Origin of the sequence: Nocardia sp. NPDC006630 (assembly GCF_040611495.1) — a bacterium.
Lineage (GTDB): Bacteria > Actinomycetota > Actinomycetes > Mycobacteriales > Mycobacteriaceae > Nocardia.
The window spans coordinates 606,514-622,486 of the sequence record NZ_JBEXOK010000004.1; the positions used below are offsets into that span (position 1 = coordinate 606,514).

Annotated in this window: 15 protein-coding genes; 9 read left to right on the plus strand and 6 right to left on the minus strand. The window is 66.8% G+C overall.

The genetic code is table 11. The annotated features are described in order from the left end of the window. The first annotated feature begins 129 nt into the window (after positions 1 to 129). The 3 genes from ABZX86_RS14585 to ABZX86_RS14595 all read left to right on the plus strand — a co-directional run bounded on the left by ABZX86_RS14585 (position 130) and on the right by ABZX86_RS14595 (position 3,666). Positions 130 to 975 (plus strand): GNAT family N-acyltransferase, encoded by an 846-nt coding sequence (locus ABZX86_RS14585; RefSeq protein ID WP_327144638.1) that lies wholly within the window; start codon positions 130 to 132, stop codon positions 973 to 975. A 6-nt stretch (positions 976 to 981) separates the two neighbouring features. Then, a complete protein-coding gene (locus ABZX86_RS14590) occupies positions 982 to 2,133 on the plus strand; it encodes a lysophospholipid acyltransferase family protein (protein ID WP_355123591.1) in 1,152 nt (383 codons plus the stop codon). A 357-nt stretch (positions 2,134 to 2,490) separates the two neighbouring features. Next, positions 2,491 to 3,666: an aminoglycoside phosphotransferase family protein gene (locus ABZX86_RS14595; RefSeq protein WP_355123593.1), complete on the plus strand. Its 1,176-nt coding sequence runs from the start codon at positions 2,491 to 2,493 to the stop codon at positions 3,664 to 3,666. A 209-nt stretch (positions 3,667 to 3,875) separates the two neighbouring features. Here ABZX86_RS14595 and ABZX86_RS14600 read toward each other — a convergent pair whose 3' ends face one another. From ABZX86_RS14600 to ABZX86_RS14615, 4 genes are all read right to left on the minus strand, one after another. Further along, positions 3,876 to 5,399: an FAD-dependent monooxygenase gene (locus ABZX86_RS14600; protein WP_355123595.1), complete on the minus strand. Its 1,524-nt coding sequence runs from the start codon at positions 5,397 to 5,399 to the stop codon at positions 3,876 to 3,878. A 44-nt stretch (positions 5,400 to 5,443) separates the two neighbouring features. After that, positions 5,444 to 6,157, minus strand: a complete 714-nt coding sequence (locus ABZX86_RS14605; protein ID WP_355123597.1) for an HNH endonuclease family protein — start codon at positions 6,155 to 6,157, stop codon at positions 5,444 to 5,446. A 149-nt stretch (positions 6,158 to 6,306) separates the two neighbouring features. Further along, entirely contained in the window at positions 6,307 to 6,915 is a 609-nt protein-coding gene (locus ABZX86_RS14610) for a TetR/AcrR family transcriptional regulator (RefSeq protein WP_355123599.1), read from the minus strand. Then, complete coding sequence (locus ABZX86_RS14615) at positions 6,903 to 7,781, minus strand: SAM-dependent methyltransferase (RefSeq protein WP_355123601.1); 879 nt, start codon at positions 7,779 to 7,781, stop codon at positions 6,903 to 6,905. The genes ABZX86_RS14610 and ABZX86_RS14615 overlap by 13 nt, the downstream gene beginning before the upstream one ends. 111 nt (positions 7,782 to 7,892) lie before the next feature. Here ABZX86_RS14615 and ABZX86_RS14620 point away from each other — a divergent pair, with 111 nt between their 5' ends. From ABZX86_RS14620 to ABZX86_RS14640, 5 genes are all read left to right on the plus strand, one after another. Next, on the plus strand, positions 7,893 to 8,777 hold the full coding sequence (locus ABZX86_RS14620; protein ID WP_355123603.1) for an alpha/beta hydrolase: 885 nt from the start codon (positions 7,893 to 7,895) through the stop codon (positions 8,775 to 8,777). Positions 8,778 to 8,885: 108 nt separating this feature from the next. After that, a complete protein-coding gene (locus ABZX86_RS14625) occupies positions 8,886 to 9,671 on the plus strand; it encodes an SAM-dependent methyltransferase (protein ID WP_355123605.1) in 786 nt (261 codons plus the stop codon). Between the two features lie 144 nt (positions 9,672 to 9,815). Continuing rightward, on the plus strand, positions 9,816 to 11,036 hold the full coding sequence (locus ABZX86_RS14630; protein ID WP_355123606.1) for a cysteine desulfurase family protein: 1,221 nt from the start codon (positions 9,816 to 9,818) through the stop codon (positions 11,034 to 11,036). Beyond that, a complete protein-coding gene (mnmA, locus tag ABZX86_RS14635; protein ID WP_355123608.1) occupies positions 11,037 to 12,158 on the plus strand; it encodes a tRNA 2-thiouridine(34) synthase MnmA in 1,122 nt (373 codons plus the stop codon). Positions 12,159 to 12,606: 448 nt separating this feature from the next. After that, the gene (locus ABZX86_RS14640; RefSeq protein ID WP_355123610.1) at positions 12,607 to 13,653 is read left to right on the plus strand and encodes a methionine synthase; all 1,047 of its coding nucleotides are present in this window, start codon (positions 12,607 to 12,609) and stop codon (positions 13,651 to 13,653) included. 19 nt (positions 13,654 to 13,672) lie between these two features. Here ABZX86_RS14640 and ABZX86_RS14645 read toward each other — a convergent pair whose 3' ends face one another. Next, positions 13,673 to 14,227 (minus strand): helix-turn-helix domain-containing protein, encoded by a 555-nt coding sequence (locus ABZX86_RS14645; RefSeq protein ID WP_355123612.1) that lies wholly within the window; start codon positions 14,225 to 14,227, stop codon positions 13,673 to 13,675. A gap of 121 nt (positions 14,228 to 14,348) precedes the next feature. Here ABZX86_RS14645 and ABZX86_RS14650 point away from each other — a divergent pair, with 121 nt between their 5' ends. Continuing rightward, positions 14,349 to 15,185 (plus strand): SAM-dependent methyltransferase, encoded by an 837-nt coding sequence (locus ABZX86_RS14650; RefSeq protein ID WP_355123614.1) that lies wholly within the window; start codon positions 14,349 to 14,351, stop codon positions 15,183 to 15,185. Positions 15,186 to 15,438: 253 nt separating this feature from the next. Here the strand turns inward: ABZX86_RS14650 and ABZX86_RS14655 are convergent, their stop codons facing one another. Further along, on the minus strand, positions 15,439 to 15,753 hold the full coding sequence (locus tag ABZX86_RS14655) for a hypothetical protein (protein ID WP_355123852.1): 315 nt from the start codon (positions 15,751 to 15,753) through the stop codon (positions 15,439 to 15,441). Between the last annotated feature and the right edge of the window lie 220 nt (positions 15,754 to 15,973).

Sequence of the window (15,973 nt, forward strand, 5' to 3'; positions counted from 1 at the left end):
CCTGGTAGAGAACGTTCAGCGGCCCTGCGATGAACTCCGGGTGTGGTGTGCGTCGCGTTCACCGGACTGGCATCGAGCCGCCATCTGACCGTCGCTCCAGCGCATTCTGAGCCTCGTTTGATCAACCGTATGACCACCATGGCAGCGTCGAGCTCCAGCCGGCTCACACCCGCGTCATATGTCACTCCGGAGCCGCTGCGCACGTCGGGCCGCTCCCAGTACTCACTGGTTGTGTCCTCCGATGCCGAGCATCGCGAGGCCGCGCAGCGCCTGCGCTACCAGGTCTTCGCCAATGAGCCGGGATTCACCATCCCGGTCAACGAGAACGGCCTGGACGCAGACCGTTTCGACGACCACTGCGACCACCTGCTGGTGCGAGACGATCTCACCGATCAGTTCGTCGGCTGCTACCGGATGCTGCCGCCCGATAAGGTGACCGCCGCCGGCGGTTACTACACCGCCACCGAATTCGACCTCACCGCAATGGATCCCGCCGGGAACCGGATGGTCGAAATGGGTCGTGCCTGCGTGGTGCCCGATCACCGCAACGGTTCCACGCTGACCCTCATGTGGGCGGGCATCCTGCACTACATCCAGCTCACCGGTTACGAATGGATCATGGGCTGCGTTTCGGTGCCCATGCAGACCACTCCCGAGGAAGCACCCGGCCGGAATGTGCGGGCCGTGCGCGACCAGCTGCTCGGCAAGTACGCGCTGGAGCCGGAACGTCATGTGCGCCCGTACAACCCGGTGGTCGTCGACGGTCTGACCCTCGACGAGCTGGACGCTCCGGCCCGCCCGAAGCTCCCGCCGCTCATGAGCGGCTACCTGCGCCTGGGTGCGCAGATCTGTGGCGAGCCCGCACACGATCCCGACTTCGCAGTAGCCGACTTCGTTGCGCTGCTGGGCCTTTCGACCATCAACACTCGCTACCTGGAGCGCCTGCAGGGCGCGGTGGCCACTCTCGAGCGGTGATGAATCATGATGCCTGCCTTCCTTTCCCCCGGCGTGGGTTCGCTGCCGTGTCCCCCGCCCGCACCCGCCGCCCATGCCTGGATGCCGTCCAGCCCGTGCGGCCCGGACTGCGTCGAAACCGCCCCTGAGGCCGGAAACCTGCTGGTCGCCGCCCGCGCCCTCGGCGTGGGTGCGGTCCTGGTGAGTTTCCCGGTCGCGCACCTGGCCACACCGCGTCGCTGGCGGACCGCCCTGCACAAGCGGTACGCCCGAACGCTGCTGCACTGCTGCGGAATTCGCCTGCGCATCGTCGACAATCGCGCCGATTTGACCGCCGTACAGCAGAATCCGCTGGTCGCCGGACCTCGGTCCCCGGGTTTGGGCACTGCAATAGCGGCCGCCGCCGAAGCGGCGCCACCAGTGGCCGGCGCTGAGATCGCGGTGCAGTCCGCGACAGCCCGTCGGGCGGAGTTCGCTACGCAGGCTGTGCCTGATTCGGCTGTGGCACAGGGTGATACCGCTGCGCCCGCGCCGCAGGGCCGCCTCATGGTAGCCGGGCATATCGGCTGGACCGATATCTTCGCGCTGTCTGCCGTCGAGTCCATGGGTTTCGTGGCCCGTGCCGATATGGTCGATTGGCCGCTGGTCGGCGATATCGCGCGACTGGTGCGGGTGATCCCCATCGAGCGGGAGCGGCTGCGCGCCCTTCCCGGCGTTGTGAACCAGATTGCCGAGCGGCTGGCGGCAGGCGAGCGGGTCGGCCTCTTCCCGGAGGGCACCACCTGGTGCGGCCGTGCCCGTGGTCGCCTGCGCCCCGCGCTCTTCCAGGCGGCCATCGACACCGGCACCCCCGTGCAGCCGATCCGGCTGCGCTACCTGGACGCGCACGGCCGGGTATCCACCGTCCCGGGTTTCGTGGGTGTGGACACCATGGGCGATTCGGTTCGCCGCGTACTGCGTTCGCGCGGCATCGTCGCGGAGATCGTGCTGCAACCGCTCGAACTCCCCGGCACCGACCGCCGTGACCTGGCCCGCCGCTGTGAGCGTGCCATCCACGGTGACGCCGTGGACCGCGCCTTCGCCGGCATCGTCCGCCGCGCGGAAGAGGGCGCCGTCCTGCTGGATTCGGAACGGCACCCCGAACTCCATACCGAGGTGAAGCTCCCCGCCCGCGTGTGAATTCACGTCGATAGCGCCGATCCGCCGTCTTCCCCCGGCGGGTCGGCGCTGTTGTCTTCCGGCAGCCGAGCGGTGTTGATCCGTTTACTGCAATCGGCTTCGCGTGCAGTGCATTGCAGGTACGCGATGGTGTTGGCGTGCGAGCGCAGCGGTTGCCAGCGCTGGGTAGCTCTCTGCACCGCGCTGCAATCGCATTGCCTTGTAGGCTGCCCGCCGGCCCTGTGTTCCAGAGTCACCGTCGTCACCAGCGAGGTTGGTTCCGGTCTCGGCCACCGTTGACCACGCTGCCTGACAGCCCGATTACAGCGACAGGAAACGTTGATGGGCGGGTCGGGGGGCGGCGAGATCATCGCGAGAATGCTGCAGGCAGCCAAGCGGCTCACCGATGCGCTTGCTGACAGGGGCGCCGCGCGACTCGGTGAATCGCACCGCGAATTCCCGCACGAGATACGGAGCGGCCTCGAGCGGATCACGCACGACGACGAGCAACTCGCACCTGAGCTCGACACGATCGGTCCGGCTGAAACGGGCCAAGTACGTCGAAACGGTCGTGGCCGCTACGAAATATCTCCCGAGGAGGCCCATGGGTTGTACGCGCAGGTCCGGGAGAAGGAACCGGACTTTGCTGGGACCGGCAATAGGGTGAATATGGTCGACACGAGCGCAGGTCCGGCGGTGGTCAGATTTGAAAAAGAACAACAAACCGTGACGTTCCTGAAGAAGTGGATGCCCGAGAACACCGCCATAGAATACGCACGTGAATGCGACGTGCGAACACCCGAGATTCTCTACGCTGGCACGGACCTGTCTTCTGGTAAAGAGTTCAGTATTATGCGATTCATTCCCGGCGAAACTCGGGCTTCCGCCGATCCCGAGCTGATGAATTGGCTGCCAGATCTTCTGGATCAGGTGCAGTCGATGTCCGAGCATTTCGTACCGGGAGGAATGGATCTGGATATCCCAGCCTGGCAGCAGCAGATTATCCAGCATGCCGACGACGCGTATCGCAACCTGCCATCGGACCAGCTGTCGAAGCTGGATGAGCTCGGGATCGGGCCGTTGTCGCGGTATGTTCAGCCGGACTATGGTCGATCAGGCGAACCGGTTGTCTTTTCTCACAACGACCTGTATCCGCACAACCTTCTTCTCGATAGCCAACGTAGATTGTGGATTCTGGACTGGGAAACTGCTGGACCCGGTGATCTGCTGTATAACGCGTCATTATTCCTCGAGCGCATGGGAGAGGTGGGCGAGGTGACCCGTGCGCGGGCCACTGCGATGTGGACCGAGCGAATATCTGCTGTGAATCCTGCTATTGATACTGGGACGGCTCTGCGCATGTATCGCGGTATGGAGGACTGGAGAGGAACTGTAATGACCCCGGAGGTGATGCCGTCCAGTGTTGCCGCGGACCCGAGCTGCTTCGAAGACTGGGTCGACTGGAACCACACGCTGTTGTCTCGGCATCCGGCACCGTGGCCTGAAATTTCGCGAGTTGATTTGCGCGCGCTACTCCGTAGCTGGGTGGAATGAGGCATGCCTCCGGACGGCGTTTGGCAGTGCGAGCGCGAGCCCGCGACGGCGAAGCCGGCGCTCGGTGTGAAACTTGGGCTGTATGCCGGGCGTCGGACACGGTGCATTTCCGAGGGCGGTGTGGCAGACGATATCTGTGCCATCGCACTCTGGCTGCCCACCGGGACCTGGGGGTGATTCTCTGAGTGGCAGCGGAGAACACCTATGCGTCAGTGCTTTTCGCTCCCGCCGAGAAGGCGTGACAGGTAGTCGTGGAGCGCTTCGGCGATGTTGTTGTCAGCGGCGAACCCGATGTATCCGTCCGGGCGCACGAGGAACGCTATCTCGTCACCGACGGTGACGTCATAGGTGGCCTGTAAGATATCGGCGGTCGCCGGTGAATTGCGTGGCACCTCGAGTACCTGAACCTTGATATTCGAATGATGGTGTCTTGCCACCGAATTGACCGAACCAGCGGCCCGGCTGCCGAACGTGAGACACGTCAGCTCCGCATCGCGCAGCAAGTCGAAAACCCGCTGCGCCGCACCCCCCTCGAGCTTCAGCGGTCCATCCGGTGCACGGTCGCCGGCTCGAACACCGCCCGGCGCGGTCCGAGTTTCCGCGCTGAGTCCCCGCGCGCGATAGTTGTTGCGCAGCTGGAAGATATCGGGTGTCTCGCCGTGCTCGTCGGCGGTACTCAGACCGGCCATCAACCGAGCCGCAATCGGTCGCCGCTCTTCCTCGTAGCTGTCGAGCAGCTGCGCAGGCGCCCCGTCGAGCACGGCGGCCAGCTTCCAGGTGAGATTGTGTGAATCCTGCACAGCGGTATTGAGCCCCTGTCCACCGGCGGCCGGAACGGCGTGTGCGGCATCGCCGACGAGGAATACCCGCCCGTCACGGAATCGGCTCGCCAGCCGTTCATTGGTGCGGTGCAGCGTGATCCAGGGTGCGTCGGTGAAGCGCACGGCGGTGTCGCCGGAGCGCTCCTCGAACAGCCGCTGCAGGGTCGGCAGCGTCAATTCCGGCGCTATCTCGTCCGGTGCGAGCGGTGCGACGAACTGGAAGGTATCGGTGCCGGGCAGTGGGCAGATCGATACGCGTGCCGCCGGATCGTCCGGCTTCGACCAGTTGTGCCAGAATTCGCGATCCAGATCGGCGGTGCGCACATCGGCGGTGAGGAAGCGTTCGTCCTCCCGCGTGCGGCCGTCGAACGAGATGCCGAGCAGGCCCCGGACGGTACTGGCCGCGCCGTCGGCGGCGACCACATACGACGCCCGGATCTGCTCGGACCCACCGGAGCGGCGGATGGTGGCGGTGACGCTGTCGCCGTCCTGGTCCACAGTGTCCAGCGCCGAACCGTATTCGACCTCGACACCCCGTGCGGACAGTGCGCGCCGCAGTATGTCCTCGGTCCGCCACTGCGCGACCATCCAGGTCTCGGGGTAGGGGATGGCGGTGGTGGCGACCGGATCCCCGGTGCCGAGAAGCTCGTAAATGGACTTCTCCCACGCCAATTCGCCGGACCGGTAACTGCGCCAGCGCGGAAACCGGCCACCGGCGGCGAGGATCTCCTCGAGCACTCCGAGTTGCTCGAGCATCTCGAGTGTGCGCGGCTGCAGGCCCTTCGCACGCGAAGCGACGGACGGCCCTTCGGCTCGTTCGAGGAGCCGGACGCCGACGCCGCGCCGCGTCAATCCGAGCGCGGCGACCAGGCCCGCCGGTCCACCACCCACGACAAGTACCGGAGTCTGCACCGGATCAGTCTTGTCGATCGGCGGCCGCGCCCCGGCCCGGGGTGCTAGTTGCAGCCGGCGAGCAGCTTGTCCATGGCGTCGTGCTCACCGGAGGTGATCCATAGGCCGTAAGCGGTTTTGACCGCGATCTGCCGCTCGACGTACACGCACCGATAGGCGGTATTCGGCGGCAGCCAGGTCGCCGCGTCGCCATCGCCCTTCGACTCGTTGGTCGGCCCGTCGACGGCCTGCAGATTCAGCGGGTCATTGGCGAGGTCCTGGCGGCGCTGCGCGGTGAGCTGCTGCGCCCCGGTCTGCCAGGCATCGCCGAGTGGAACCATATGATCGATCTGGACCACCGAGCTCTTCGGACCGCGTTGGAAGGCAATCGTTTTGCCCGTGTAGACATCGTGCAGCGTGCCCGATTGAATGGTGCAGCCCGAGGCGGGGGAGACGTCGGTGAGATCGCGGCGCAGGATGTCGTCGCGGGTATCGCAGCCGTTGTGCCCGCCCGGGTCATTGTTGTTATCGGTCCACGCCGGCCCGAATTGATCTCGGGTGTAACCGGTCATGGCCGCGCGACCCTTGACCGGCAGCGCCGCCAATTGGGTGCGGGCCTGGGCGGCGCTCACCCCGGCCGGCGGCGCGATGGCCGGCTGACTTCCGGACGGCTGCGCGGCCGCGGGAGCCATCGGAGCCTTGGCCGGCGTGGACGCCTTGCAGCCCGCCAGTCCGGGAATGATCAAAGCGCACAACCCGATTGCCACGAAAACCTTCATCAGATGATCCTTCGGTACAGCGCCGATCGTTCCATTGCCAATGAAAGCAGATCGGCCGGACCGAAGCACCGGCAAGCCTGAAGCTGGCCTCCTGACCAAGACCTATTGCACGCCAACGGCATAAGTATCCGGTCGGGGCAAATCCTCGGCTAGCTAACGGACTTCGGTGTGAGGGCATCGACCACCAGGGTCAGCGCGCGGCGGAATCCCGCGATATCGAGCTCCGGCTCCCATGACTGCTGCAGGATGAAACCCTGGATGATGGCCAGGATGATTCGAGTGAAGGCGTCCGCATCGACCTGATCGGGAATCGTCCCCGCCGCCTGTGCCGCCCGGACGAAATCCAAGGCCAGTGTGCGCTGGCCGATGCCCTCGCTGATGGATTCCCGGAGTTGATCGTTGACGAGCGATTCGGCCCACACCTGCACGCCGACACGCCGCCGCTGCTGCTCCTCGGGATCGGCGAGCCAGTCGAAATAGCTGTCCAGGAACGAGTGCAGGCTCGCCCGCGGGTCGGCGTTGCCCAGCGCGGTTTCGAGGATCTCGCGCTCGCGCTGATGGCGCTGCTCGGCAACGGCATTCACGATCGATTCCTTGCTGGGATACCAGCAGTACACCGCGCCCGGACTCAATCCCGCTGTCCGGCAAATATCCTGCATGGTGGTCGCGTGCAGGCCGCGTGTCGCGAAATATTCCATGGCCGCGTCGATGATCCGGCCACGTCGCTCCGCGGCCGTGCGGGCGGTCAGGCGGGGCATGCGACTCGGGCGAGGGCCACTCGGTACAGCTCCGAGGCGCGGTCCGGGCGGCCGACCGGGCCGAAGTAGCGCCGTCCGGCCGCGGCGGTCGATTCCTCCCAGATGAGTTCGTAGCCGCGTCCGATCAGGAAGTCGCGCAACTGTTCCGGCCGCAGACCGAAGGTCCACGGCTCACCGACCGTGGCCACGCTGCGAAGCCAGCGCGCGGCTTCGGGAAATTCGGCGCTGCCATCGATGACTCCGGCGTGCACGAAGGTGAAGACCAACCGGCTGCCGGGCGCGCTGAGGCTGTGCACGATCTCCAGGGTGCGATCGACGGCCTCGGCGGTCAGATAGTTGGTCACGCCCTCCCAGAGGAAGAGGGATTGCTCGTCCTCGGCGAATCCGGCTGCGCGGAGCGCGGTTTCGAGATCGTCCCGTTCGAAGTCGACAGCGACGAATCGGACGTTGTCGACCGATCTGCCCGACCGCCGGACGGCGGCGATCTTCTCCGCCTGGGTGCCCTGCCGGTCGATCTCGATCACCCGGGCATCACGCAGACCGTCCAGTCGCCATGCGCGGCTGTCGAATCCCGCGCCGAGCACCACCAATTGCCGAATCCCGGCATTCAGGGCTTCCGAGACGGCGTCATCGATCAGCCGGGTGCGCGCTACTGCGGACGGCCGCGGCCCCGGAAGGGCCAGGTCGTACACCCGCGGCACGATCCACCCGAGCACCGGTAGGCGAGCCAGCGCCGCCACGCCGCGCAGCGGCCCGGACAGGAATGCCGTAGCCAGGGGATCGGTGAACAGTCGCGAATTCGCGGGCCGCGCAGTCTCCATGGCCCGCTGAAGTGCCATGGTCTGCGCGGTGAAGCTCGGTGCCATAAACAGAATATAGATTCTGTTTATGGCACTCGCAAGAGCTCTCCCCACGCCAATGCACGAACGACACCGCGACGTAAGTCCGATGCAAGCGAGTCCGCGAACGCTTGACCTATGGCACACAACGACATCCGCACCGGCGCTGCGGCTCTCGCCGGCATGGCAATGACCTTCGAGACCGGAGCGGTGCGGTCGAGCGACGGCACGACCATCGGGTATCGGCGAATCGGCGTCGGTCCGGGGCTGGTCCTCGTGCACGGCGCGATGATGACCGGACAGCTCTTCGAGATGCTGGCTCGAATGCTGGCCGATCGCTTCACCGTCTACATCCCCGACCGGCGGGGTCGCGGTCTGAGTGGCCCGTTCGGTCCGGACTACAGCATCCAGACCGAGATCGACGACCTTGCCGCCCTGCTCCGGGAAACCAATGCGCACAATGTCTTCGGACTCAGCTCCGGCGCGGTCATCTCCTTGCACGCCGCCCGGCAGCTCCCGCAGATCACCAAGCTCGCACTCTATGAGCCGCCGCTGGCCACCGGCGGTGTCTCACCGACCGCGTGGTCGGGTCGCTACGAACGCGATCTGGACGCCGGTAAGACCGCCTCGGCTTTCGTCTCGGTGCTCAAGGGCACCGGTGACGTCCGGGGTATGGCCGTACTTCCCCGAGCGGTACTGGTGCCGCTGATGGCGCTGTTCCTGCGGATGGACAAGGGCGACACCGATCACGGCCCGCTCCGCGAACTCGTCCCGACGGTCCGCTACGACATCGAAGTGGTGCGCGCTGCCGAGACCGACCTGTCGGTGTTCTCCACGCTGCAATGCGACACCCTGCTGCTCGGTGGCAGCCGGAGCGCCGGTTATCTGGGTGTCGCATTGCGGAGGCTCGCGGCAATCCTGCCGAATGCCCGATCTGTCACGCTGCCTGGTGTCGGCCACACCGCGACCTTCAATGACGAAAAACCCCAGCTCGTCGCCGCCGAACTTCGCGAGTTCTGCTGAGCGGCCACGGTGTTGATAGGAGGTCTGCATGAAACCCTCCGGTCCTGGCCCGTGGCGAGCTAGCCTGTCCACGTAGGTGTGTGGCCGGTCGATCGAAGTGGTGATGGGATGGAAAAGGTTATGCCACTGGATCTGCCGCACACTTCGCGCATATACGACTATTTCCTCGGCGGTAAAGACAACTACGAGGCCGATCGCAAGGCCGCACAGGAGATCTTGAAGGCGTGGCCCGATATTCGGACCGCGGCGCGGGTGAATCGGCAGTTCATGCAGCGCAGTACCCGGTACCTGGCGGAGGCGGGGATTCGGCAGTTCCTCGATATCGGGACCGGGATTCCGACCGAGCCGAATCTGCATCAGATCGCCCAGCGGGCCGCCCCCGATGCGCGGGTGGTGTACGTGGACAACGATCCGGTGGTCTTGGCGCACGCGCGGGCGTTGATGCCCGGAGGAACGGCTGGGGCGACGACCTACATCCAAGGCGATGTCACCGATCCGCTGTCGATCCTGGCGGCCATGTCCGGGGTGCTGGATCTGTCGAAGCCGGTCGGTTTGAGCATGATCGCATTGCTCCATTTCGTGGAGGCGAGCATCCCGTTGATCGTCTCGACGTTCTTGGACGCGCTGGCGCCGGGGTCGTTCCTGGTGATCTGCACGATCACGGCCGACTTCGCCCCGGAGCAGGTGGTTGCTGCGCAGGATGTGTACCGGGTGCGGAAGTTGCCGGCGCAGGTGCGTACCCGTGATGAGGTGACCGGTTGGTTCTCGGGTTTGGAGTTGGTCGAGCCGGGTGTGGTGCCGCCGCATCGGTGGGGTTTGGCGGAGACGACGGAGATCTCCGCGTCCTTCGATGCCAAGGTGTCCTGCTACTGCGGTGTAGGCCGCAAACCCTGATCGCACGCGGCGCGCCGACCGAGGGAATAACCGACAGCCATCGGCCTGTTGCCGAAACCGTGCGCAGAATCGTTGGGAAATCGTAGACCGCCCGGGGATACCCCAAGGAAGCGCAGGTCAACGATGGGATAGGCTTTGTCGGTCATGAAGTCGGGTTTCCCGGGTCCGGTCGGTGCCCAGACGGTCTACCTCGATCACGCGGCCACAACACCCATGTTCCCGGTCGCTGTCGAGGCGATGAGTGCTGTCCTGGGGTCGGCGGGCAATGCGTCCTCGCTGCATGCTTCCGGGCGCGCCGCACGGCGGCTGCTCGAGGAGGCTCGGGAGTCGATCGCGGCGGGGCTGGGCGCGCGGCCGTCGGAGGTCATCTTCACCTCCGGCGGGACCGAGAGCGACAATCTCGCCGTCAAGGGCATCTACTGGGCGCGCCGTGACGCCGATCCGAAGCGCACCCGGATTCTGGTGAGCTCGGTCGAGCATCATGCGGTGCTCGATGCCGTCGAGTGGCTGGAGCAGCACGAGGGTGCGCAGGTCACCTGGCTGGATCCGGATGCCGAAGGTTTCATTTCGCCCCGCACCCTGCGCGACGCGCTGGCCGCACATGCCGGCGATACCGCGCTGGTGAGTGTCATGTGGGCCAATAACGAGGTCGGCACCATCCAGCCCATTGCCGAATTGGCCGCGGTGGCACAGGAATTCGATGTGCCCATGCACAGTGATGCGGTGCAGGCGGGTGCGCAGCTGCCCATCGCCTTCGGCCGGAGTGGTTTGGCGGCAGCGAGTTTCGCGGGCCACAAGGTCGGCGGGCCGCACGGTGTCGGCGTACTGCTGCTGGGCCGTCAGGTGCCGGCGGTGCCCATGCTGCACGGCGGCGGGCACGAGCGGGATCTGCGCTCCGGTACCTCGGATGTTCCCGGTGCGGCCGGTCTGGCCGCCGCCATCCGCGAGACCGTCGCCGGAATGCACACGCGCACACTCGAATTGAACAGACTGCGGGATCGTCTCATCGACGGCGTATTCGCCGAGGTGCCGGAGGCGATCCTCAACGGACCCACCGGCGACCGACGGCTGCCCGGCAATGTCCACTTCACGTTCCCCGGTTGTGAGGGCGATTCGCTGCTCATGCTGCTCGACGCCGCCGGGATCGAATGCTCGACCGGATCGGCCTGCAATGCCGGTGTCGCCGGACCCAGCCATGTGCTGCTCGCCATGGGTGTGGATCCGGGACTGGCACGCGGGTCTCTGCGATTCACCCTGGGACACAACTCGACCGACGCCGATGTCGATGCCCTGCTGGCAGTGCTGCCGCAGGTGGTCGAGCGGGCGAAGGCGGCCGGAATGGCCGGCGCGAAAGGAGGCTTCTAGATGCGAGTACTTGCCGCGATGAGTGGTGGTGTGGATTCCGCGGTAGCGGCCGCGCGCGCCGTTGCCGCCGGACACGATGTGGTCGGGGTGCACCTGGCGCTGTCCGCGTCACCGGGCACGCTGCGCACCGGATCGCGCGGTTGCTGCTCCAAGGAGGACGCCGGTGATGCCCGGCGCGCCGCGGACATGCTCGGAATCCCGTTCTACGTCTGGGATTTCGCCGACCGCTTCAAGGAAGACGTGATCGACGACTTCGTCGCCGCGTACGCCGCCGGGGAAACCCCCAATCCGTGCCTGCGCTGCAACGAGAAGATCAAGTTCTCGGCGCTCGCGGATCGCGCGGTGGCACTGGGCTTCGACGCCGTGGCCACCGGCCACTACGCCCGCCTCGAGGACGGCGTACTGCGCCGTGCCGTGGACGCCGACAAGGATCAGTCCTATGTGCTCGCGGTGCTCACCGCCGAGCAGCTCTCGCGCGCCATGTTCCCCATCGGCGACACCCCCAAGCCGCAGATTCGCGAGGAGGCCGCCGAGCGCGGCCTGGCCGTCGCGGACAAGCCGGACAGCCATGACATCTGCTTCATTCCCTCCGGTGACACCCAGGCGTTCCTGGGCGCCAAGATCGGTATCCGCCCGGGTGCGCTGCGCGATGCCGACGGCACCAAGCTCGGCGATCACAAGGGTGTGCACGAGTTCACCATCGGCCAGCGCAAGGGCCTCGGCCTGCCCGGCCCGGCGGCCGACGGCAAGCCCCGCTACGTCACCGGCATCGACCCCGACTCTGGCGATGTCCACGTCGGCTCCGCCAAGGACCTCGAGGTGTGGACGGTCCTGGCCGCCCGCGCCATCTGGACCTCCGGCGCGACCCCCGACGGCCCGATCGAATGCGTGGCCCAGGTCCGCGCCCACGGCGGCACCGCCCCCGCGGTCGCCGAGGCCGTAGGCGACGGCCTCATCGTCCGCCTCCGCGAACCCCTCACCGGCGTGGCCCGCGGCCAGGCCGTGGTCCTCTACCGCCCGGACACCGCCGGCGACGAGGTCCTCGGCAGCGGCACCATCTCCGGCACCGAACGCGAACCCCACTCCTACGCAAACGAATTGGTCGCGGACACCGCGCAGTGACACTGGCGCGGTCGTCCTTCGGCCCGTCACCCGGCCCCGTCATTCCGGCGCGCTTTCGGCCGGAATCCGCTGGCACAGCCCGGGCGCTGTGCCGCGGACCTCGGCCAAAACATGCCGGGACGACGGTTGATGACGGTTAGCGAGATCTCTCGGTGGCGTATTGGGGTGACGGTTAGCGAGATTCATCGGTGGGTGCTGGGATGACGGATGGCGAGGTTCCTCCGTGGGGTGCCGGGGAGACGGTTAGCGATCTCTCGGTGGCGTGCCGGGACGGTGGATGGAGCGGGCCGTGGTGATAGCCGTGGGCGGCGGGTTGATGGGGCGTCGGTGGAAGTCGAGCGCCGGTGTAGCCTCCGGCGTGCCGCGATGTCGTCCAGTTCCGGTGGGCGGTGCGGAGTGGTTGTGTGAGTGCTGGATCTGGATGGCCGAGTGATGCGGAGTGGCGCGGATGAGTGACATCGAGACTGGTGGCGGGGTTTTGCGCGGGGGGATCGCGACCGGGGTCGGGTCGTGGCCCGGGAGCGAGTCGCGGGAGGCTGCGGCGACCGTGGTGGGGGAGCTGGGGGAGCTGCCGCATCTGGTGGAATTGCCGGGGCGCGGGGTGGGTGCGGACATGATCGGGCGGGTGTCGGCGCTGCTGGTCGATATGCGGTTCGACAGCACCACGCGCGGGTATCGGCTGGCCGTGCGACCGGGGGCAGTGGCGCGGCGGGCGCGCGATTTCCTGCACGCTGATCTCGATGCGCTCGAAGAGGCTTGGGAGACAGCCGGTCTCATGGGATCCGGTCGGCCGATCAAGGTTCAGGTCACCGGGCCGCTGACGCTCGCCGCCGAGGTGGAATTGCCGCTCGGGCACCGGGTGATCACCGATTCCGGTGCGCTGCGCGATCTTTCGGAATCCCTCGCCGAGGGGCTGGCGACCCATGTGGCCGAGGTCGGTAAGCGGCTGGCCACAGACGTGCTGGTGCAGTTGGACGAACCGCTGCTGACCGATGTGCTGGAGGGCTCGCTGAGCGGTGTCAGCATGCTCAATACCGTGCGCGCCATGCCGGAGCCGGAAGCGCTGCACGTACTCGATACGGTGATCGGCGCGCAGTCGGGGCCGGTGCTGGTGCACAGTTGCGCCGCCAAGCCCCCGCTCGGCTTCCTGCGCCGGAGTGGCGCTGCCGCAGTCGGTTTCGACATCTCCACCATTCATACGGCAGATCTCGATCGCATCGGCGAATTGCTCGACGACGGCAGGTATCTGGTACTCGGGCTGGTGCCGACCACGGCTCCGGACAAGCCCGTCACCTGGCGTGAGATCGCCGAACCCGGTGTGCGGCTGATCGATCGGCTGGGTTTCCGGCGCCGCCTGCTGGCCGAGCAGATTCTGGTCTCCCCGGCCTGCGGCCTGGCGGGCGCACCGCTGTCCTGGGCACGGCAGGCGCTGAGCCTCGCGGCCGAGACCGCGCGTGTCTATGCGGACGAGCCGGAGTCGATCAACTTCGAATAATCCGGCACGGCACCGGTATTCACATATCGGCGAGAATGCCCGAGGCGATGCGGGCGGCGGCCGCATTGCACTGCTCGTCGGTGAGTTCGAGGTCGCTCATCATGGTGATGCTCCAGCTGATGGCCAGTAGCGCCTGGCGAGCGTGGAATACGGCCAGTGCCGCATCGTCCGGGGCGGCCATCAGATCTGCCAGCACCCGGAACTGATAGCGCAGGCCGACCCCGAACCCGAGTTGCCGGAAGGCGGGCTGGTTTTCGTGCCAGAACCGCATCATGTCCTTGCCCAGACTGTGCAGCAGCGTGCCGTAGCGGGTGAGGATTTCCTGCGCCCGTTCCCGGCCGGGCGGCGCGGCCTCGGCCCAGGTGACAATGTCGTCGATGCCGCTGCGCAGATCGTCGGACAGACTGGCGACTATGTCTTCCTTGGTCCGGAAGTGGTAGTACAGCGCGGCTTTGGTGACGCCGAGCTGTTCGGCGATCTCGCGCAGTGAGGTCTTCTCGTATCCGTGCTCGCCGAACAGCTCCATGGCCACGGCGCGGATGCGCTCCCGGGTATCGCTGCGACGCCCGTCCATGGGTCCCTCCAGTCGTATTCGGCTTCCGGTGGCTTGACGACCGGCAAGGGAGCAGCCTAGCGTCGGCGGCAAGCTCGGATAACTAGTCGGGCGGCAAGTTAATGGTACGGGGAGATTTGATATGACCGAGGCAGGGCAAGTACCCGTTGCCGGCGTGGCCATGACCGCGATCGGGGTCGCCGTCATCCGGGCCAGGGAGTCGCAGCGACCGGATCGGCTCTACGACGATCCTTTCGCACAGCTTTTCGTCGACGCCGCGAAACCGTTCTTCGGACAGCGCTGGGATCGGCTGCTGCCGCTGGTCGACATGTTCTTCGACGGTCGCACCATCGGGGTGCGGCTGGTCGACGATCATGTCGAAGATGCTGTCCGCCAGGGTAATCGGCAGGTTGTCATCGTGGGCGCCGGGCTCGATACCCGGGCGTTCCGAATGGATCTGCCCGCGGAGACCCGCTTCTTCGAACTCGACCTCCCGGTCACCTTCGACTTCAAGGAACCGGTGCTCGAACGCGCCGGTGTGACCCCGCGCTACGAAAGACACGTACTGCCGGTCGATCTCCGCGAGGAGTGGGCCGAACCGCTACTGGCACAGGGCTTCCGGCCCGAGGAGCCGACGCACTGGGTGGACGAGGGCGTGCTCGGCTACCTGACTCGCCCCGATGCGCAGCGGGTGGTCGAGAAGATCACCGAATTGTCCGCGCCGGGAAGTCGATTCGGCGTCGCGAAGTTCGCAGTGGACGCGGATACCGGGCCATATCCGGAACTGCGCCGACTCGTCTCGGGCGATGACGCCGCTCCCGGCGAGCTGGGCGGCTTGGGCCCCGATATCGGGGACTGGCTGATCGCCAACGGCTGGGACACCGAATTCCGCACCTGGGACGATATGGTCGCTGGCTACGACCGCCCCGGCGCCACGGGCGACCCCACCAACGGCACCATCTTCGCCATCCGCCGCTGACCGATTCGCGCACGAGCCTGCCGGTCGCGCCGAGCTTGCCGGTCGCGCCGAGCTTGCCGGTCGCGCCGAGCTTGCCGGTCGCGCCGAGCTTGCCCGTCGCGCCGAGCCTGCCGGTCGCGCCGAGCTTGCCCGTCGCGCCGAGCCTGTCCGACGCGCACAAGCCTGCCTGCTGCGCCGAGCTTGCCCGCCGTACCGGGGCTTGCCCGGTGCGGACGAGATTGCGCGGGACGTGAATACGTGCGCGGCGACGCCGTCAGTTGCGCTGGTCGCGCTGGCGGGAGCCGAAGTAGGGGCGTGCGCCGGGGTGTCCGAGCTGCCAGCGGTCGGGCTTGCCCGCGGGGTAGGCCACGGGGATCTGCTCGCCGATGGATGGCCACTGGTTCACATCCCAGGCGAAGCGGCCGTAGACCTCGTGTGCAACCACCGACGGCCCGGAGATGCTGCCGCTGAGTGTCACGTACTGCTCGCCGGTGGCGTCCGGGCGCGGGCTGACCCCGGTCACGTACAGCGTGCCGGATTCCGGAGCGACCATCTGACCGCCGCCGCCCCGGCCCCGCCGGAAGGCCATGATGGTCGCCACCAGCGCGCCGCCGATCAATACGATGAACGTGAGCTGCATGAGCATGACCCCATGCTAGGCGGGCCGCGCGCACAGTGGGTCGATGTGGTTGCTGACCAGTTGCTATCGGCTTGCCGCGCGGCGGTTCAAGTGGCCGCGCAGTGCCGTCCGGATGCTTCGGGGTCGGGGATATGGCTGGTTCTGCCCAGCGATGGATTGGCCCGGTCCG